This is a genomic window from Acinetobacter sp. QJM3NY_42 (assembly GCF_056173745.1).
Map to the genome: position 1 here is coordinate 1,292,469 of NZ_CM149689.1, position 19,540 is coordinate 1,312,008.

The following is a 19,540-nucleotide window of genomic DNA, read 5'->3' on the forward strand; positions in this document are numbered from 1 at the left end:
GTAGATGATGGAATAAACTAACTATGCGGCACACACATCTATTTATGCCTCTAGCTCTTGTTAGCGCTATGGCAGCAGTACAACAAGTATATGCAGCAGACGAGTTCATTGCTCGTGATATAAAAATACAGGGACTTGTACGTCTGTCGCCTGCAAGTGTCTCTACCATGTTACCCATTAACAGTGGTGATCGGGTAGATGATGCAGCGATTTCAAATGCTGTACGGGCACTTTATGCTACCGGCCTGTTTGATGATATTAAAGCTTCCAAAGAAAATGACATACTGGTATTTAATGTGGTCGAGAGACCAATTATTTCTAAAGTAGAGTTTCAGGGTAATAAGCTGATTCCAAAAGAAGCACTGGAAGATGGCTTAAAAAGAATGGGCGTGGCTGAAGGAGAAGTATTTAAGAAGTCTGCAATTCAGACAATTGAAACTGAACTTGAGCAGCAGTACACCCAGCAAGGCCGTTATGATGCAGATGTACGTGTACAGACTATTGCCCGTCCAAATAACCGTGTAGACCTGAAACTTGAGTTCGTTGAAGGCACTGCAGCAAAAGTGGTTGATATCAACATCATTGGTAATACCGTTTTTAAAGAAGACGAGATCAAACAGGTTTTTGCAGTACGTGAAAGCAGCTGGAGCTCAATTGTTACACGTAATGACCGTTATGCACGTGAGAAAATGGCTGCAAGTTTGGAAGCTTTACGCGCTCTATATCTGAATCGTGGTTATATCAATTTTAAAATCAATAACTCTAACCTGAACTTGAGTGAAGATAAAAAACATATCTTTATTGAAGTTTCTGTAGATGAAGGCGAGCAGTTTAAATTTGGCCAGACCAAGTTCTTGGGCGATGCGCTTTATAGTCCTGATGAACTCAAAGCACTAAAAATCTATAAAGATGGCGATACATATTCACAAGAAAAAGTAGATGCAGTCAAACAACTATTACTTCGTAAGTATGGTAATGCTGGTTACTACTTTGCCGAAGTGAATGTTGCACCGCAAATTAATAATGAAACTGGTATCGTAGATTTAAACTACTATATTAATCCAGGCCAGCAGGTTACTGTACGGCGTATTAACTTCTCCGGTAACAGTAAAACAGCAGATGAAGTACTGCGTCGCGAGATGCGTCAGATGGAAGGCGCATTAGCAAGTAATGAAAAAATTGATCTTTCTAAAGTACGCCTTGAACGTACCGGATTCTTCGAGAATGTTACGATTAAGCCGGCACGTATACCGGGTGCACCGGATCAGATTGACTTAAATGTCGATGTAAAAGAACAGCACTCTGGTACTAGTACACTAGCAGTTGGCTATTCACAAAGTGGCGGTATTACGTTCCAGGCCGGTTTAAGCCAAACTAACTTTTTAGGTACGGGTAACCGTGTATCTATCGATCTGTCCCGTTCGGAAACTCAAGATTACTATAATCTGAGCGTAACTGATCCATACTTTACCATTGATGGCGTCAGCCGCGGTTATAACCTGTATTATCGTAAAACCAAACTTGATGATGACTATAACGTCAATAACTATGTAACTGATAGTTATGGTGGAAGCCTGAGTTTTGGTTATCCGATTGATGAAAACCAAAACCTGAGTGCTTCTTTAAATATTGATAATACAGAAGTAACTACAGGACCATACGTTTCTACTTATGTTCGTGATTATCTGCTTGCCAATGGGGGTAAAACTCTAGATACCACCCAATATTGTCTTGTTGATCGTGTAAAAGATGAAGCCACTGGGGCTTATAATTGTCCTGAGGGTCAACTTTCAGATCCTTATGGAAATAAGTTTGGGGGTGAATTCCTGACCTATAACCTAAATTTAGGCTGGTCTTATAATACTTTGAACCGTCCTGTATTCCCAACCAATGGTATGTCGCATCGTATTAATGCTGAAATTGCACTTCCAGGCAGTGATGTGGAATATCAGAAATTGACTTATGATGCCCAGGCATTCTTCCCGTTAGGTAAGGATTTTACTTTACGTACCTATGGTAAGCTTGGCTATGGTAATGATTTGCCATTTTATAAAAACTTCTATGCGGGTGGGTATGGTTCGGTCCGTGGCTATGACGTAAGTACTTTGGGTCCTAAATATCCGGGTGTAACCTATTCTGAAACTAAAGTAGAAGATCCGTCTCCTGAAGAAGTCGGGGGTAATGCTTTAGTACAGTTTGGTACTGAACTGGCACTGCCACTTCCATTTAAAGGCGACTGGACCCGCCAGGTGCGGCCTGTAATCTTTGCTGAAGGCGCACAGGTATTTGATACACAATGTGACGTTTCAAACTCAACCATTTTCTATAAAGGGCAAAGTTTAGATAGTAAAAAATACTGTGAAGATAACTTTGGCTTTGATTTGGGCGAAATGCGTTATAGTGTGGGTGTAGGCTTTACTTGGATTACCATGATTGGTCCTATTTCACTCAGCTATGCATATCCTCTAAATGATAAAGAGGGTGACGAGACCCAAGCTGTACAATTTGAAATTGGCCGTACTTTCTAAGTACGGTTTGATACTAACTACATTAAATATGACAGGGATGTTCTACATGAAAATAATAAGACCACTGGTGGTAAGTTTAGGCCTGAGTCTGGCTGGTCTTACTCATGCGGCAGGGTATGGGGTGATTGATCTGGAGCGTATTGTTGAAAACAGTACCTATCTGAAGCAGCAAAATGCCAGCTTGAGCCAGTCAGTCAAACCTTCTAGCACCCGTCTGGAACAGATTGGTAAAGAGATTGAAGCTTTACGCCAGAAAGCACAAAGTAATAATAAAATCAGCGAGACTGAAGCACAGAAACTAAGTGCGCAGTATCAAGCTAAAATGGGCGAATTTAATACACTGCAGCAATCTTTACAGACACAAGTGCAGACTACACTTCAAACTATGAATAGAACCTTTGAGGCTCGTGTCAAACAGGCTGCTGAACAATTGCGCCAAGAAAATAACCTTGATCTTGTTTTGAATAAAAACTCGGCACTTGCCTATGACCCTAAACAGGATTTAACTGATAAAATGATTCAAAAGGTCAATGCAATTAAATAATCAATGAAACAACAACGTTATCGTCTGGAAGAGCTGGCTCATCTGGTACAGGGGCAGCTTGTCGGACAACCGCAATTCGAATTGCAAGGGCTTGCCAGTCTGGAAAATGCCCAGAATAATCAGATTGCTTTTGTAAACGGGCATAAATATCTTGAGCAGGCACGTTCTTCCAAGGCGGGCGTGCTGATTACCACTGCAGAGCTACAGGCACAGCTTCCAGAGCATCAGAATTTCTTGATTGTGCCTAATCCCTATCTAGCTTTTGCCATCTTAACCCATGCTTTTGAGAGAAAAACAAAAGCAGTAGGTATTGAAAATACGGCTCAGATTCACTCTTCCGCAATTATATCTGATACGGCTTATATAGGTCATTATGTGGTTATTGGTGAGGACTGTGTAATAGGTGATCATACAGTTATACAGTCACATGCAAAGATTGATGATGGTGTGGAAATTGGCAAGCAATGTTTTATTGACTCCCATGTGACCATTACCGGTGAATCTAAAATTGCTGACCGTGTCAGAATTCATGCTAATACTGTTATTGGCAGTGAAGGTTTCGGCTTTGCACCTTATCAGGGAAAATGGCACCGAATTGTACAGCTAGGCTCAGTTCATATAGGGAATGATGTGCGGATCGGTTCAAATTGCAGTATCGATCGGGGCGCACTTGACGATACAGTTATAGAGGAAGGTGTAGTTATTGATAACCTTGTGCAAATTGCACATAACGTTCATATTGGTGCACATACTGCAATTGCGGCCAAATGTGGTATTGCAGGAAGTACCCGAATTGGCAAAAACTGTATACTGGCTGGAGCATGTGGGGTAGTAGGACACCTGACTATTACTGATAATGTGACTCTGACGGGAATGTCAATGGTCACAAAAAATATTTCTGAGCCTGGAACGTATTCTTCAGGTACAGGTATTTTTGAAAATAATCATTGGAAACGTACAGTTGTACGGCTAAGACAATTAGCAGATGTGCCATTGACCCAACTGACCAAACGACTTGATCATATGCAATCTCAAATTGAGTCTCTTGAATCAACTTTTAAATTGCGTAAATAGAATATGATGACCGAGTCTAAAATCCCAGCATTTGCTGTGCCTGAATTACCAATGCACATTCAAACCATCCGCGAATATCTTCCACACCGTTATCCTTTTCTGCTAGTAGACCGGATTACTGAGGTGACAGAAAATGGAATTGTCGGATATAAAAATGTATCGATTAATGAAGAATTTCTCCAGGGACATTTTCCTAACTATCCACTTATGCCGGGGGTACTGATTGTAGAGGCACTCGCTCAAGTATCTGGTATTCTTGGCTTTATCATGAATGAACAAAAGCCATCAGAAGGTTCTCTGTTTCTTTTTGCAGGAGCTGAGAAAGTAAGATTTAAAAAACAGGTGGTTGCGGGTGACCAACTCGTATTAAAATCAGAGTTGGTAATGCAAAGACGCGGCATTTATAAATATCAATGTACTGCCAGCGTCGATGGTATAGTAGCAACTACAGCGGAAATTATGGTTTCGCATCAGCAAGTATAGAGCAGGCATGAGCAATAACGACTTCATTCATTCTACCGCTATTATTGACTCATCTGCAGTAATTGCTCCAGATGTACAGATTGGACCTTATTGTATTGTTGGTCCAAATGTGACTATTGGAGCTGGTACAAAACTCCACTCACATGTTGTAGTGGGGGGCTTTACCCGAATTGGCGAGCAGAATGAAATATTTCAGTTTGCCAGTGTCGGAGAAATATGTCAGGACCTGAAGTATGCAGGTGAAGAAACTTGGCTTGAGATTGGGAATCATAACTCGATTCGTGAACATTGCAGTTTACATCGGGGGACTGTTCAAGATAAAAGTTTGACTAAAATCGGTGATCATAATCTGTTGATGGTGAACACCCATGTTGCTCACGACTGTGTTATTGGTGATCATAATATTTTTGCAAATAATGTAGGAGTAGCAGGTCACGTTCATATCGGTGACTTTGTAATTGTTGGTGGAAACTCTGGTATCCATCAGTTCTGCAAAATTGATTCTTATAGCATGATTGGCGGCGCATCGCTTATTTTAAAAGATGTGCCTGCATATGTAATGGTATCAGGTAATCCTGCACATGCATTCGGTATGAACGTTGAAGGTATGCGACGTAAAGGCTGGTCAAAGAGTGTAATTCAAGGGCTTAGAGAAGCTTTTAAGCTGATCTATAAAGCCAGTCTGACGACAGAGCAGGCTATTGAGAAAATTCGTGCAGAAATTCTTCCTGAAATTAGTGAAGTACAATTATTGATTGATTCACTGGAACAGTCAAAGCGTGGTATTGTGCGCTAAGCATGAGCTGTTATAAAAAAAGACACCAAGTGGTGTCTTTTTTTATAAGCTGGTTTAGCTAATTTAGCTAAAATAATTTTCTATGATTTAAAATAGCCTGCTTCTTCAGATTTTGGATAGGTGCTAATGAGTTTGTTTTTAAATCGGTTAGCAGAAGCAGTATCTTTATCGACATCCTTGGCAATGCTGTAGAGTTGATACAACGCTCGTGAGGCTTTGGCTGAGGTCGGGTATTGGTCTGCTACTATGGCATAGTTTTTCTTGGCTTCTTTATAATTTGGCGGCTCTACTGCCAGATTAAACTCAGCCAGCCAGAAGTAAGCATTTCCCGTATAAATACTGTTTGGATGGTTCTTGATAAAATTCTGCATTGGGGCTATAGCTTTCTTGGCACCGCCCTGTTTGTATGCATCCAGAGCGACTGTATAAGCTGCTTTTTCTAAGTCGCTCGGTGCCTGAGTAGAACTATTACCTTGAGGCAAATTGCTAGAAGTACTATTAGATGCGATAGGGCTTACTGGAGTAGCAGTTGCTGGTTGAGCCTGTGTTTCTTCACTACTTGTCTCTTCATTTGCATTAGCGCTTTCAGGGTCAATTTTTTGAAGTAATAGTTCAATACGCTGATCAAGATCTGTATAACGATTTGTTAACTCTTTTTTGAGCTGGTCAATTTCATTTGCTTGTTCTTCAAGCTGACCACGTAAAGTACGTATATCATTTTCCAGATTCTGGTTTTTCTGTACCAAATCCCAAGTCGGATTACTGTTGACAGTTGGTGTGGCAGTAGAAGAAGTACTGTTATAGCTAGAGGATTGCGAGAGGCCTCTCGATTCAATTGGAACGGCTGCGTACAGTTGAGTTGTACAAAGCAGGGCAATGAAAAGAAGGGAATGCTTATTGAGCATAATTTTGGTCCATCATATCGAGTGATTGGTCATCACTTTATTGTCTTGTCCAGCTAGGATCTAAAAATATCTAGCTGAAGTTCTACAGTATGCAGTCATTAAAAACGGCTGGCTCAAGAATTGCAATAACTCTTTACAATGTTCAGGCATATTTGGCGAGCATGAGCTTTTCCGGCTAACCTATAATATTAATAGTTATACCTGTAAATGAGTTTCATTGTTTAAATCTTTAAGATCGTTGAGGAAATAATCAATTGAACGCTCAAGGTGCGAAAATAAGGAGCAGAGACTTGCAACTTGGTTAAAAAACTCTATACTTGGTTTTGCAATGGTAGCCCCGCTGGTAGCCTCGCAATTGTACTCTGTGAACCCCGCCAGGACCGGAAGGTAGCAACGGTAGCAGATCTATGATGTGCCGAAGTTTTGCTAGTGGGGTTGCCACCACTATTCTTCATCAGCCATTCGGTTGACTGCTTTCATAATTGCTTCCATTTCAAAACCACGATATTGTAAAAAGCGGATCTGTTTTGCTTTGAGTTTTGGTTCCTTTTCAACCTCAAAACCAAATTTTTTCACTTTCAGACGATAAGCTTGCTCCGCCCAGTCTATATCAGATAAATCATCTTGAATTAATTCAGTATCCAGCTGCTTGGTTTTAAGAGCCAGTTTAATTCGATTCGGGCCTTTGCCTTTGCGTAATTGACTTGATAGCATCGCTTCAGCTACCCGCTGATCACTTTGATAAGAGTTTTCACTCAGTTCTTCAACTAATGTTCTTACTTCATCTGGATTCTCTGCATAGAGACAAAGTTTTTCAATCAGTTCGCCTTTTGAATATTCGCGTTTAGTCAGTAGGGCAAAAGCATAAGAGCGTAAACGTATTCCGGTTAAAGGTTTTCGTTGAGTTTGCTGATTTCTTTGCTTAAACATGCAGTCCTTCCTTAAATGGAAAAACGCCCCGTAGGGCGTTTCTTTCAGTTCAATTAACTTTCTAGGAAGTCCGGGACTTCTTCTGCTTCATCTTCTGCCAGCGGCGCATTATTAGTAGTTAAGAGCAGCTCACGAATAAGACGCTCAACTTCTACTGCCAGCTCCGGATTCTCTTCCAGATGGCGAATCACATTATTCTTGCCTTGGCCAATTTTATTACCTTGGTAGGAGTACCATGCACCAGCTTTCTGGATGATTTCTTGCTGAACGGCTAAATCAATCAACTCGCCGAGATGGTTAACCCCTTTGCCATAAAGAATCTGAAATAGTGCTTCTTTAAATGGAGGCGCCATTTTATTCTTGACGACTTTAACTTTGGTTTCAGAGCCAATAATTTCATCGCCTTCTTTTACCTGACCGATACGACGAATATCCAGACGGACTGATGCATAGAATTTTAATGCATTACCACCAGTTGTGGTCTCAGGACTACCAAACATTACACCGATTTTCATACGAATCTGGTTAATGAAGATTACCATACAGTTAGAACGCTTAGCATTACCGGTAATCTTACGCAGTGCCTGGCTCATCAGTCGAGCTTGCAGCCCCATATGTGAATCACCCATTTCGCCTTCAATCTCGGCACGTGGGGTCAAGGCAGCAACGGAGTCGACTACGATCAGGTCAATTGCTCCCGAGCGTACCAGCATGTCTGCAATTTCTAATGCCTGTTCACCATTATCTGGCTGGGAAACCAGCAGGTTATCAATATCTACGCCAAGTTTACGTGCATACTGCGGGTCAAGTGCATGCTCTGCATCAATAAACGCACAAGTACCACCAGCCTTCTGACACTGCGCAATTGCCTGCAATGTCATAGTAGTCTTACCTGAGGACTCAGGGCCGTAAATTTCAACAATACGACCCTTAGGCAAACCGCCAATACCCAGCGCAATATCTAATGTTAAAGAACCGGTTGATACAGCTTCTACTGCCTGCACGGTATTATCACCCAAGCGCATTACCGTATTTTTACCAAACTGTTTCTCAATTTGGCTTAACGCGGCATTGAGCGCTTTGCTTTTGTTCTCATCCATCTCACAACCTCAAAACTTTCGTAATATCACTATTCACTCAAGTGGATGTATCAAAGTAAAAACTTGTTTCCACCAGATTATAGTGACAGATTTATAATGACGTTTCTATGTGTTTTCCGGTCTGGGCGACACAATATGACGTGTAATTTTAACCATCATTATATGACCAGGAGTGGTCATTCTGATGATCATTTCCTTGTTTAAACTTGTTGATATCGCGACGATCTTTTTTGCTCGGACGATGATCTGGTCGTGCTAGATTATGCAATTTTCGTTGCGATGCAATCAATTCACGACGAGCGATACTTACGGGTGTTTCTTCATAAAGCATCTGGGCAACTGGTGCAGGACCACGAATGTTTGACAGGGCTTTAATAGTTACGGTTTTACGGTCAAATCCTTGCTGAATGGTTAACTCCATTCCTATCCGTATTTCCTTGGAGACTTTTACCCGTTCACCCTCATGGTGGACTTTACCACCTTCAATGGCTGCTTTCGCAACTGAGCGGGTTTTAAAAAAACGCGCTGCCCATAGCCATTTGTCTACGCGCATGCTTTCAACGGCAACATCTTCATGCTGTTTTAACATTGATTTCCTTGTAAGCAGTTTCTGAAATAAAAGGAAAGAGTTCAATTAAATTATCTATGGCAGGATAACCTAGTTGTTCTTGCAGGCGAGGTGCTTGCAAACTTGAAGGTTGAAGAATAGTGAACAGGTTTTTAATTCCAAATTGCTTGGCACTGTGTAAGACCTGAGCTGTATCATCAATCAATACGGCCTGTTCCGGATTGAAAGAATGCTGTTGCTGCAGGTGCTTCCAGAATGCTAGAGTTTCTTTAGGATAGCCAATCTGTTCACTGCTGATGATTAAATCAAAATGAGGGCGCAGTGGTATATTTTCAAGTTTTAATTCTAGGCTTTTACAGTCAGCATTGGTGACTAGCCAGCAGACATGCCCAGCAGCCTTTAGCTGCTCTAAAAGCTCTAAACTCCCAGCTCTGAGACAAATTTTACTTTCATGGTTTTGCTGCATTTTTAGTATATTGATACCAGTTTGTAGGCTCCAGAATGCAGAAGAATACCAGCTCAAAGTGTGTTTATGATCTAGATAAAGCTGCTGTAGATATTGATGGCTTTTCTCTAAGGAGTAGCCATGAAACTGGGCATAGTGCTCAGGCAAGCATTGATTCCAGATATAGTCGTCAAAAGCCAGATCCAACAGTGTGCCGTCCATATCAAACATTATTGGTTTAAGCATAGTTGTCCTGAATAAAGTTATTTTTTCCTCAAAATTATAACTTAAATACAAATAATTTTTATTTAAGCTGACTTAATTAGCTAAGATTTTAAAATATATAATTTTTGAATTTATCTTCTAATAAAAAATATTAAATATAGATAAGTTAAAATATAAATAAGCTTATGCTAATTAAAATTATAAGTATTATTAAAGTACATCTAGGTTATTTTATTAATATTAAAATATAAGTTTTTGAAATTGATATTATTTAAATATTTTTCAGCTGAAGGGTGAAAATAGTATTCTATTCAAATTACTATTTTTGTTTTAATATTTTTGGTCATATGAAAAGTTTTAGATTTCTTTAGAATTATAAGGGTTAAGTAATAAGGAGAAACAAATGAATAATAAGTTACTCATCATTAGTCTTATAAGTCTTATTATTTTACTTGGGTTTATAGCTAAAAATGAAGTTTATGAAAAAATGCAGAAGGATAATCATCAAGTTATATTGGAAAATAAAGGAATTTCTAATAGGATTTTTTAGTTTACTTAATCTTTAAAAATAGATCTATGGGATTTTAAATAAAAATTTTCTACTTAATAAGTGTGATATGTATCACGTTCTTGATTTATAATAGGAGCTCTATTATTAAAATATAATGTTTTAATAACTAAAACTGAGAGAAGATAAAAATATATTTCACTTTCGTATACAAGCAAATGATGAAAGTTAGTGGTAGCCTTAACACATCCAAGTCCGGACTCTGTATTTATGTTTATTCAATCTCAAGCACCTACAGATGAACTTATGCTTAAGCTTTTACCTATGCTTGAGCAAGCTGGCCAAACTCTTTTAGAAGAGTATGAGGGTTATTGTGCAGGAAATGATTTTAATATTAATAAAAAAATAGACCAGTCACCTGTAACTCAAGCTGACTTAAAGATTAATCATTATATACTGGAACAGTTGGCATATCTCACACCTGAAATACCAGTTTTATCAGAAGAAAGTGATTATTCAAAACGTCATCAATGGCCGCTTTGCTGGCTGCTAGATCCTCTTGACGGCACTAAAGAATTCATTCATGAACGTGATGAGTTTACGATTAATCTCAGCTTGATTAGGCATCATAAAACTATATTTTCAGTCATTGTTGTACCTTGTGAAAAGCGCATGTACATGGGCTATCTTCAAGATTTACCATTTCGCTATCAATTCAGTCAGCGGCAATGGTATCAGTATCAGCAAAATCTAGCAGATTATAAGCAAATCCAGGTAGGGTTAAGCCACGGCAGCAAAGATATACGCTATCAGCAATTTATGGATCATATTGCGCAGCAGTACCCCGTGGTACGACGTGAAGCGGGGAGTGCTTATAAATTTTGTATGATGCTAGAAGGCGTGATCGATATTTACCCGCGCTTTCACCCGACTTCTGAATGGGATACAAGCGCCGGGCAGGGGCTTTTGGAAAGTATCGGTGGTGGCCTGTTGAGTTTACAGAAAGAACCTTTTGCCTATAATGCGCGTAGCAGTGTATTAAATAACGGGTTCATAGCATTTACTAATCAGGTAACCCGGACTCTCTCGCTTGAGGCTTTGGCGCAAGTAAAGCTTTAACCCTGAACATCAGCTTACTCTCATGCTATAGTAATAGATAAATTGAGTTATTAAGAAATTCTATGTCGCTGAAGTTACTGCCGCCCAGTATGCATAAAGCCTTGGAACTGTTACCTGAAGCCTCAGTGCCTGTAACCTTGTTTACGCGGCATTCTTTAAGAGAAATTGTAGCAGGGCAGGGATTGGCGGGGTACGACCTGCAGTTAACAGAACAAGGCCGTGACTTAGCCCATGAATGGGGTGCTTATCTCATTAAAAATACGGATCGCTTGATTCAGCACTGTATTTCGAGCCCTATTCAGCGCTGTATTGATACAGCTGCTTTGATGATTGAAGGGGCAGATCAGGTAACTCCTGCTTTAAATACACATTCGATTGAAATTGTTGAGCAGGGTCTACTGGTGGAACCTGGAAGCTTTGTACTGGATATCCAGCAGGCTGCACCTTATTTTAAACAGCAGGGTGCATTGGGCTTTATCAACAGTTTTGTCAATAACACATTACCTGGTATGAAGAACCCTATTATGGGCGTAATGGATGTACTTGAGCTGATTTACAGCACTCATCCGCAGAACTGTCGAGGTCTAAGTCTGGCAGTAAGTCATGACACCATTATTGCTGCTATTGTCGCCATAATTTCAGGACACACTCAAATTAGCCAAGCTGACTGGCCACAAATGATGGAGGGATTATTTGTATGGTTTGAAGGTGAAGATTTTGACCATAGTAAACTGAAGTGGATTTGGCGAGGTGAGTTAAAAGAACTGTCTATTCAGCAGTTTCAGGCCCAGCAAGCAAACATTTCCTGAGGGTAACGACTGACAGGTTCCGTAGAAAATTTTATAATAATTGATAGATAAAAAATATTCAGTAAGTCAGAGGATATAAGTAATAATCCTTTAAATTTTATACAGAATAATATCAGTATTCTTATTTTTTAATAATATCCACTACTCTAAATAGCAAAAAAAATTGAGCTAGAGAAATTTTAGCCAGAAAAAAAGCCCATTATAGGGCTTTTTTACATATATCACTTAGTTAGAAGCTAGAGCTTTAACTTGAGTGTTTAAGCGGCTCTTATGACGAGCTGCTTTATTTTTATGGATGATGCCTTTATCAGCCATACGGTCGATTACAGGAACAGCTTTTTTATAAGCTTCTGTAGCTACTGCATAATCACCAGCAGCAATTGCACTTAAAGTACGCTTGATGTAGGTACGAACCATAGAACGCAAGCTCGCGTTGTGTTTGCGCGCTGTAACGTTTTGACGCGCACGTTTTTTTGCCTGAGCAGAGTTTGCCACTCTTGCACTCCTTGAAATAGATTGGTCTGGGCGGGCTGTAGTTGAAACTGACCTTCACCAGAAGACACCATAACCAGCCCGTAAACAAGTGCCATATTTTGATGAAATGGCACGCCGAAGTCAAGTGTCGCGACGCTTTCACAACATTTTACTTGAAGATAAAAATGAGAGAAAACGTTAGATTATAAGAAATTTAAGAAGATAGGCTAAAAAATGACTGAAAATATCAAAAGTGCCATCGTAATTGGAGCAACAGGGCTAGTTGGACGAGAGCTAGTTCGAGAATTACATCAACTGGCTGAATGTGAACGCATTACTGTAGCAGTGCGGCAAGAAGATGCCGAATATAAGCAAATGTCTAAAGTAGAGCAGTTGGTCGTATCTGACTTTTTTATGTTAAATGATGAGGATGTAAGTGGCCATACTCATGCATTTAGCTGTCTTGGCACTACCATCAAAAAAGCAGGTTCTAAACAGGCATTTTATAATACTGATTTCGGCATTAATGCGCATTTTGCTGAGCTGGTTCAGGATGATGTGCTACATTTCCTCTTGGTAAGTGCAATGGGTGCAGCATCTGAATCTATATTTTTTTATAACCGGGTTAAAGGTGAGCTTGAAGATTATATCCAAAGCATGGATATGAACCGGATATCATTTATAAGGCCTTCGCTATTGCTCGGAGAGCGTCAGGAAAGCCGTATTCTGGAGGATTTAAGCCAGAACCTGTTTCGTACAGTTGAAAAATATATTCTTGGTAATTTTAAATACAAACCTGTGACAGCTCGGCAAGTAGCTCATACTATGGTCAAGGCAGCGCAAAATCAGACTGAAAAATATAAAGTTTATGATAATTTAGCTATACAAAATATGCCGTAATTGGAGACAAGACATGAATACAGAATTCGTAACCTGTGACCTGCTAGATGATAATCCTGATAAAGAACTACAAGTAATGTGTCCATCAATTGATGGTAAATACTTCAAAAGTTACGGGTTGCGTAAAACCTTTGGTGGACAAGTGGTTACAGTAAAATGTTTCGAAGACAACTCAAGGGTGAAAGAGCTTCTTGCTACAGATGGAACGGGTAAAGTACTGGTAGTAGATGGCGGTGCTTCCATGCGATGTGCACTTATGGGTGACATGATTGCTGAATCAGCTGTAAAGAATCATTGGAATGGCGTAATTATTTATGGCTGTGTACGTGATGTTGATGCAATTGCAGAGCTGGATCTGGGGGTGCATGCATTGGCTGCTATTCCACAAAAAAGTAACCGTAAAGGCATTGGCGAAGTTGATATAACTTTGTATTTTGGTGGAGTGACTATTCATGCCGGTGATTATATTTATGCCGATAATAATGGTATTGTCATATCGAAAGAAAAGCTTGTAGAAGCATAATTATAAGGAAAAAATATGGTGAATCATCAAACTAAAGTAATTCAGGCGCTGGTTTCTAGTTTTACAGAAGGTGGAAGAGGTGTATCGGGAACGCCCCATCCTCATCAGCCCGAAAAACCACTCAAGCTTTATGAGTTTGAAGCTTCACCATTTTGCCGTCGTGTACGGGAAGTATTGACACTTTTAAATCTGGATGTGGAAATCTACCCTTGTCCACGTAATGGTACCCGTTTCAGGCCCATAGTCCAAAAAGAGGGCGGTAAACTGCAATTTCCTTTTCTGATTGATGAAAACACCGGCGACAAACTGTATGAATCGGAGCAGATTATTGCTCACTTATTCAAGTACTATGGCAGGAATGGGCGAGTACCTAAAGCCTATCAGAATTATCCGAAAATACCTTATGTTGCTATTGTGGGAACTCTTGTTAATGGGTTGAGAGGTGCTTTTTCTAAGGTCAATACAGGTGATGCGCCTGAGCAATTACTAGAATTATGGAGTTTTGAAGGCAGCCCTTATTCACGCGTAGTTCGTAGCGTAATGAGTGAGCTGGAAATTCCATATATTTTGCATAATGTTGCTAAGGAACGCTGGCAAGATATGGGGCCAGCAAAATTAAGACTTAAGCCAGGCAAGTATGTGCCTGTTTCTGGTGGGAAACGTGAGCAAGTCATGCAGGTAATGGGGCGAGATATTCAGGTCCCTTATCTGATAGATCCAAATACTAATACTAAGATGTTTGAGTCAGCAAAAATTGTTCGTTATCTTCAAGAGCAATACGGTAGCTAACTAAAGCGCAAAAAAACTGCATTAAATACCAGTAAAAAGCACTTGCATAAAAGTGCTTTTTATTTTGATCTGAATAGCCTAAGCTTTTTAAGCTATTATCTTCCTATTCAATCTGTTTATTTTGATAATCTATATTTAGACTCAAAATTTATATTTTAATCTGTGATTTAGAAATATGTTTAACAAAATTGCCCGACTCTTCAAAACTACAGCTAAAGAGACCGAAGAACAATCCTATTTACGTGAACAAAATATTCACTTTGATCAAGACCAAGGGCCTATCGTTGATGGGATTGTGCTAAGTGATTTAAATAATCGTCTTGAATATTTTTCAAATCGTAAGCTTGAAAATTTTCAAGATTTAAAAAAATTATTTGAAATCAGTTTGCAGATTAATGAAAAAATAGATCTGGAAATTGCCACAGGCCGTTATGTTGAGCGCTTGGGAAATAATGAGCAAAATTTAAAAGAACTGAAAAAAGTTATTGAAAAGCTGAATAGCTACTATAAAAAATTTCTGCGAGATAGGGTATAGATAGTTTTATTCTTCAAGGTCTTTATTAAAAATAACCAAAAGCCAAAAAACATCATGATATTATGGGCAATGACATTTAGGCCTAAATCTATCTACATGTTCCAGAAAGAAATCTCTCAACTTAATTTAAAACAATTGAAAGCAGGTGAAAAGCGCTGGGTAGGCTCTTTACTTGGTTCTTCAGCCGCACTATTGCTTAAAGAAATTGCTGAACAATCACGGCAATTATTAGTCTTGGTGGCTAAAAATAACCAGCATGTAGCCCAGCTCGAGAGTGAGCTGGAGTTCTACGGTATAAAACCGATTATTTTCCCGGATTGGGAAATCCTGCCTTATGACCGGTTATCTCCCCATCAGGATATTGTCTCGGAGCGCCTGGCTATACTTTCTAATATGCCTCAGCAGGGCATATTACTACTTTCAGCCTCTACATTGGCACAGCGAGTTGCTCCAACTTCCTGGATATTAGGCGAGCATTTCGATATACGTGTCGGTCAAAAATTTGATCTTGAACAGCAGAAACTACGTCTGGTACAGGCTGGTTATCTTTTAGTAGATACAGTTTACGATCATGGAGAGTTCGCGGTACGCGGTAGTATTATGGATATCTATGCTTCGGGTCAGGAGGCACCCATCCGTATAGATCTGTTTGATGATGAAATTGATAGCCTTAAATTTTTTGATCCGGAAACTCAGAGAACAACAAGTAATTTAACTCAATTCAAGGTTCTACCAGCAAAAGAGTTTCCGTTAAAGGACGGACGTTCTACCTTCCGTGACCGTTATGCTGAGAGCTTTCCGACTGCCAATCCAAAAAAGAATCCTATTTATCAGGATGTCATGGAAGGTATTGCATCACCGGGTATTGATTTCTATCTGCCATTATTCTTTAGTAAACAGTCAATTCAAACTCAAGGTATGCTATCGGCATACTTACCTCAGCATTCCATTGTCATTACAGATAGGGATTTAGATGAATGTTTGATCACCTTCTGGAAGGATGTTAATCGTCGTTATGAAGATCGACGTCATAATGCAGACCAGCCTATTCTGCCACCAGAAGATTTATTCTTAAAACCGAATGCTTTACTTGAGTTACTCAATCATTTTCCCCGAATTATTGCATCATCTGAACAATTTGAAGAAAAGGCGGGTGTGATAAATATGGCGGTTTCAGAGCCGCCCCGGCTTCCGGTTAATCCTAAACATGAAAAACCATTTCATCAGGTTAAAGAATATATCGATAACGCTCAGCATCCAGTTTTACTGGTAACTGAAAGTGCAGGACGTCGCGAAAGTTTACGTGATGCCTTACGCTCGACTCTGGGTGATATTCCTACTGTTGCAAATTTCAATATTTTTCAGAATGATCAGTATAAAATTGCAATTACTACTGCTCCACTTGAGCGTGGATTAATCATTAATGATCAGCTGACCGTTATTTCTGAAAATCAGTTGTATGAGCACCGGGTAGTTCAGCGACGTCGCAAGCGTCAACAGGAAGTTTCTGAAGAATTTTTAATTCGTAGTCTGACTGAACTGAGCATTGGTGCACCTGTTGTACATATTGACCATGGTGTAGGACGTTATGCAGGGCTGGTTACCTTAAGTATTGATGATCAGGAGTATGAGTTTCTGCAGCTGGATTATGCAGAAGGTGCGAAAGTATACGTGCCCGTTACTAACTTGCATCTTATTAGCCGTTATAGTGGCGGTGACCCGGATTTGGCTCCGCTACATAAGATTGGTAGTGATGCCTGGAACAAGGCTAAACGGAAAGCACTTGAGCAAATTCATGATGTGGCTGCAGAACTCCTGCATATTCAGGCCCGCCGTCATGCCAAGCCCGGATTTGCTTTTGAAATAGATCAGAGTCTGTATATGCAGTTTGCCAGTGGTTTTGCTTATGAAGAAACCCTGGATCAGGCAAATGCTATTGAAGCGACATTATATGATATGCAAAAAGCTGAGCCTATGGACCGGCTGGTCTGTGGTGATGTAGGCTTTGGTAAAACCGAAGTGGCAATGCGTGCCGCTTTTGTAGCAGTACAGAATAATAAACAGGTCGCGGTACTGGTACCGACAACTCTGTTAGCCCAGCAACACTATGAATCATTCAAAGACCGTTTTGCAGACTGGCCGGTTCGTATTGAAGTGCTATCTCGTTTTGGTTCAAACAAGGCCCATGTAAAAAATATTCAGGATCTTGCAGACGGTAAAGTCGATATTGTAATTGGGACTCATAAACTTTTACAGGAAAATGTACAGTTTAAAGATCTGGGACTAATGATTGTCGATGAAGAACACCGTTTCGGGGTGCGTGATAAAGAGCGTATTAAAGCAATGCGTGCAGATGTCGATATGCTTACTCTGACAGCAACACCGATTCCACGTACATTAAATATGGCATTTTCAGGCATGCGTGACCTGTCGATTATTGCCACTCCACCAGCACGCCGTCTGGCTGTAAAGACATTTGTACAGGAGCATACTGATGCTTCTATCAAAGAGGCTATTTTGCGGGAATTACTTCGCGGTGGTCAGGTATATTTCCTTCATAATGAAGTCGACAGTATTGAACGTACTGCAGAGAATATCCGTGCACTTGTTCCTGAAGCACGAGTTGCCGTTGCACATGGACAAATGCGTGAACGTGAACTCGAGCAGGTAATGCAACAGTTTTATCACAAACAGTATAATGTGCTGGTTTGCTCGACCATTATTGAAACTGGTATTGATGTCCCTAATGCAAATACTATTATTATTGAACGGGCAGATAAATTAGGTTTGGCACAATTACATCAATTACGTGGGCGTGTTGGGCGCTCCCATCATCAGGCTTATGCCTACTTGCTGGTACCTTCGATTAAAGCTTTAAAAGGTGATGCAGAGAAACGTTTAGATGCCATTCAACGTGCTTCTAATCTGGGCGCCGGTTTTATGCTTGCTACAGAAGATCTTGAAATCCGTGGGGCGGGTGAACTGTTAGGTGAGCAGCAAAGTGGTTCTATGCAGGCTATTGGCTATAGTCTATATATGGAAATGCTTGAAAAAGCGACCAAAGCAATTCAGCAGGGCAAGACCCCAAATTTTGATGCTCCGCTTTCCTTAACTGCAGAGATTAACCTGCACATGCCAGCACTCATTCCAGATGAATATTTAGGGGATGTACACCAGCGGCTCTTGTTTTACAAGCGTATCAGTAATGCCGATACACAAGATAAGCTCGATAATATTCGTATGGAGCTAGTTGACCGTTTCGGTCTTGCACCGCAACCAGTCAAACAGTTATTCAGTGTGCATCAGATTCGCCTGAAAGCGGAACAACTTGGAATTACCAAGGTGGATATTGGGAGTCACGGGGGAAGTATCGAATTTTCACCTGATACAGCTGTTCAGGCGATCAGTATTATCCAGCTTATGCAAAAACAGCCGACTCACTTTCGCATGGAGGGTGGGCAACGCTTAAAGGTGCTGGTCATGCTAGAAGAGTATGAACAAAGAATTGAGTTTATTTTGAAACTTCTTGACCAGTTAACTGCAGACTTAAATCGCTAAAATAAGGCGAGGGCTGAACAAGTCTTCGCAAATCTTTTTGACGGGTTAAGTATCAGTAAGTAATAAAAAAAACTTAAAGGAATAGGTACTTTTATTCATTTATCTTGGACTTATAAAATTTGAGATAAATTAATAATTATTTGTAAGGAAAGGCAGTTCTCAGAATATTCACACCATATTGGATGTGATAGTATTAGCTATCATTGTTATTGCATCATTTATAAAGATATGTTTAGTTTGCATCCACAACTTGCTCAAGATACTTTTTTTGTTGGCGATTTTCCGCTTTCAACATGTCGTCTGATGAATGATATGCAATTCCCGTGGCTTATCCTTGTGCCACGTGTACCTGGCATTACTGAATTATACGAACTTAGCCAAGCTGACCAAGAACAATTCTTACGCGAATCAAGCTGGCTATCAAGTCAGCTTGCCCGTGTGTTCCGGGCAGATAAAATGAATGTAGCTGCTTTGGGCAATATGGTTCCACAATTGCATTTCCATCATGTTGTTCGCTATCAGAATGATGTTGCATGGCCTAAACCTGTATGGGGCACACCTGCTGTACCTTATACCAATGATGTTCTGGCACATATGCGTCAGACATTAATGCTGGCCTTGCGTGGTCAGGGTGATATGCCGTTTGATTGGCGTATGGACTAGTAGTAGACACCTGTTCAAGACCATGCTACCGGTATGGTCTTCACGCAGTTACTGGAGAGCGGGA

19 protein-coding genes and 1 other RNA gene are annotated in these 19,540 nt (G+C 40.1%); 14 read left to right on the forward strand and 6 right to left on the reverse strand.

Annotated features, from left to right (window positions below; translation table 11 throughout):
• Positions 1 to 23 precede the first annotated feature (23 nt).
• From bamA to lpxA, 5 genes are read left to right on the forward strand one after another with little or no spacing between them, the layout of a single operon-like run.
• Entirely contained in the window at positions 24 to 2,528 is a 2,505-nt protein-coding gene (gene bamA, locus AC0VYT_RS06025) for an outer membrane protein assembly factor BamA (RefSeq protein ID WP_005014612.1), read from the forward strand.
• A 46-nt stretch (positions 2,529 to 2,574) separates the two neighbouring features.
• On the forward strand, positions 2,575 to 3,072 hold the full coding sequence (locus AC0VYT_RS06030) for an OmpH/Skp family outer membrane protein (RefSeq protein ID WP_005014611.1): 498 nt from the start codon (positions 2,575 to 2,577) through the stop codon (positions 3,070 to 3,072).
• Between the two features lie 3 nt (positions 3,073 to 3,075).
• Positions 3,076 to 4,146 (forward strand): UDP-3-O-(3-hydroxymyristoyl)glucosamine N-acyltransferase, encoded by a 1,071-nt coding sequence (gene lpxD, locus AC0VYT_RS06035; protein ID WP_005014609.1) that lies wholly within the window; start codon positions 3,076 to 3,078, stop codon positions 4,144 to 4,146.
• A 6-nt stretch (positions 4,147 to 4,152) separates the two neighbouring features.
• The gene (gene fabZ, locus AC0VYT_RS06040) at positions 4,153 to 4,629 is read left to right on the forward strand and encodes a 3-hydroxyacyl-ACP dehydratase FabZ (RefSeq protein WP_005405310.1); all 477 of its coding nucleotides are present in this window, start codon (positions 4,153 to 4,155) and stop codon (positions 4,627 to 4,629) included.
• 7 nt (positions 4,630 to 4,636) lie between these two features.
• Positions 4,637 to 5,425: an acyl-ACP--UDP-N-acetylglucosamine O-acyltransferase gene (gene lpxA, locus AC0VYT_RS06045; protein ID WP_005014606.1), complete on the forward strand. Its 789-nt coding sequence runs from the start codon at positions 4,637 to 4,639 to the stop codon at positions 5,423 to 5,425.
• 80 nt (positions 5,426 to 5,505) lie between these two features.
• Here the strand turns inward: lpxA and AC0VYT_RS06050 are convergent, their stop codons facing one another.
• Complete coding sequence (locus AC0VYT_RS06050; protein WP_005014603.1) at positions 5,506 to 6,330, reverse strand: YbgF trimerization domain-containing protein; 825 nt, start codon at positions 6,328 to 6,330, stop codon at positions 5,506 to 5,508.
• Between the two features lie 338 nt (positions 6,331 to 6,668).
• Here AC0VYT_RS06050 and ffs point away from each other — a divergent pair.
• An RNA gene (gene ffs, locus AC0VYT_RS06055) (signal recognition particle sRNA small type) lies at positions 6,669 to 6,765 on the forward strand.
• A 9-nt stretch (positions 6,766 to 6,774) separates the two neighbouring features.
• Here the strand turns inward: ffs and AC0VYT_RS06060 are convergent.
• From AC0VYT_RS06060 to AC0VYT_RS06075, 4 genes are all read right to left on the reverse strand, one after another.
• Positions 6,775 to 7,260, reverse strand: coding sequence for a regulatory protein RecX (locus AC0VYT_RS06060; protein WP_005014602.1), 486 nt, complete (start codon positions 7,258 to 7,260; stop codon positions 6,775 to 6,777).
• Positions 7,261 to 7,313: 53 nt separating this feature from the next.
• The gene (recA, locus tag AC0VYT_RS06065) at positions 7,314 to 8,360 is read right to left on the reverse strand and encodes a recombinase RecA (protein WP_005014601.1); all 1,047 of its coding nucleotides are present in this window, start codon (positions 8,358 to 8,360) and stop codon (positions 7,314 to 7,316) included.
• Positions 8,361 to 8,508: 148 nt separating this feature from the next.
• On the reverse strand, positions 8,509 to 8,949 hold the full coding sequence (locus AC0VYT_RS06070) for an RNA-binding S4 domain-containing protein (protein ID WP_005014594.1): 441 nt from the start codon (positions 8,947 to 8,949) through the stop codon (positions 8,509 to 8,511).
• The gene (locus AC0VYT_RS06075) at positions 8,933 to 9,619 is read right to left on the reverse strand and encodes an HAD-IA family hydrolase (RefSeq protein WP_005014592.1); all 687 of its coding nucleotides are present in this window, start codon (positions 9,617 to 9,619) and stop codon (positions 8,933 to 8,935) included. Before AC0VYT_RS06075 ends, AC0VYT_RS06070 begins: the two co-directional genes overlap by 17 nt.
• Before the next feature lie 757 nt (positions 9,620 to 10,376).
• On the opposite strand from AC0VYT_RS06075, the gene AC0VYT_RS06080 reads away from it, so the two are divergent.
• Together AC0VYT_RS06080 and AC0VYT_RS06085 are read left to right on the forward strand one after the other, a co-directional pair.
• Positions 10,377 to 11,225 carry a 3'(2'),5'-bisphosphate nucleotidase CysQ family protein gene (locus tag AC0VYT_RS06080; RefSeq protein ID WP_005014588.1) on the forward strand — a complete coding sequence of 283 codons (849 nt, stop codon included), beginning with the start codon at positions 10,377 to 10,379 and terminating at the stop codon, positions 11,223 to 11,225.
• Between the two features lie 62 nt (positions 11,226 to 11,287).
• The gene (locus tag AC0VYT_RS06085) at positions 11,288 to 12,034 is read left to right on the forward strand and encodes a phosphoglycerate mutase family protein (RefSeq protein WP_005014586.1); all 747 of its coding nucleotides are present in this window, start codon (positions 11,288 to 11,290) and stop codon (positions 12,032 to 12,034) included.
• A gap of 225 nt (positions 12,035 to 12,259) precedes the next feature.
• On the opposite strand, the gene rpsT is transcribed toward AC0VYT_RS06085, so the two are convergent.
• The gene (gene rpsT / locus AC0VYT_RS06090) at positions 12,260 to 12,529 is read right to left on the reverse strand and encodes a 30S ribosomal protein S20 (protein WP_005014584.1); all 270 of its coding nucleotides are present in this window, start codon (positions 12,527 to 12,529) and stop codon (positions 12,260 to 12,262) included.
• Positions 12,530 to 12,742: 213 nt separating this feature from the next.
• On the opposite strand from rpsT, the gene AC0VYT_RS06095 reads away from it, so the two are divergent.
• From AC0VYT_RS06095 to AC0VYT_RS06120, 6 genes are all read left to right on the forward strand, one after another.
• On the forward strand, positions 12,743 to 13,408 hold the full coding sequence (locus AC0VYT_RS06095; RefSeq protein ID WP_005014583.1) for an NAD(P)H-binding protein: 666 nt from the start codon (positions 12,743 to 12,745) through the stop codon (positions 13,406 to 13,408).
• Positions 13,409 to 13,421: 13 nt separating this feature from the next.
• Entirely contained in the window at positions 13,422 to 13,931 is a 510-nt protein-coding gene (rraA, locus tag AC0VYT_RS06100) for a ribonuclease E activity regulator RraA (protein ID WP_005014582.1), read from the forward strand.
• A gap of 15 nt (positions 13,932 to 13,946) precedes the next feature.
• On the forward strand, positions 13,947 to 14,720 hold the full coding sequence (locus AC0VYT_RS06105; RefSeq protein WP_005014580.1) for a glutathione S-transferase N-terminal domain-containing protein: 774 nt from the start codon (positions 13,947 to 13,949) through the stop codon (positions 14,718 to 14,720).
• A 175-nt stretch (positions 14,721 to 14,895) separates the two neighbouring features.
• Entirely contained in the window at positions 14,896 to 15,255 is a 360-nt protein-coding gene (locus AC0VYT_RS06110) for a hypothetical protein (protein WP_005014579.1), read from the forward strand.
• Positions 15,256 to 15,351: 96 nt separating this feature from the next.
• A complete protein-coding gene (gene mfd / locus AC0VYT_RS06115; protein ID WP_005404176.1) occupies positions 15,352 to 18,813 on the forward strand; it encodes a transcription-repair coupling factor in 3,462 nt (1,153 codons plus the stop codon).
• A 228-nt stretch (positions 18,814 to 19,041) separates the two neighbouring features.
• On the forward strand, positions 19,042 to 19,476 hold the full coding sequence (locus AC0VYT_RS06120) for an HIT domain-containing protein (protein WP_005014577.1): 435 nt from the start codon (positions 19,042 to 19,044) through the stop codon (positions 19,474 to 19,476).
• Positions 19,477 to 19,540 lie beyond the last annotated feature (64 nt).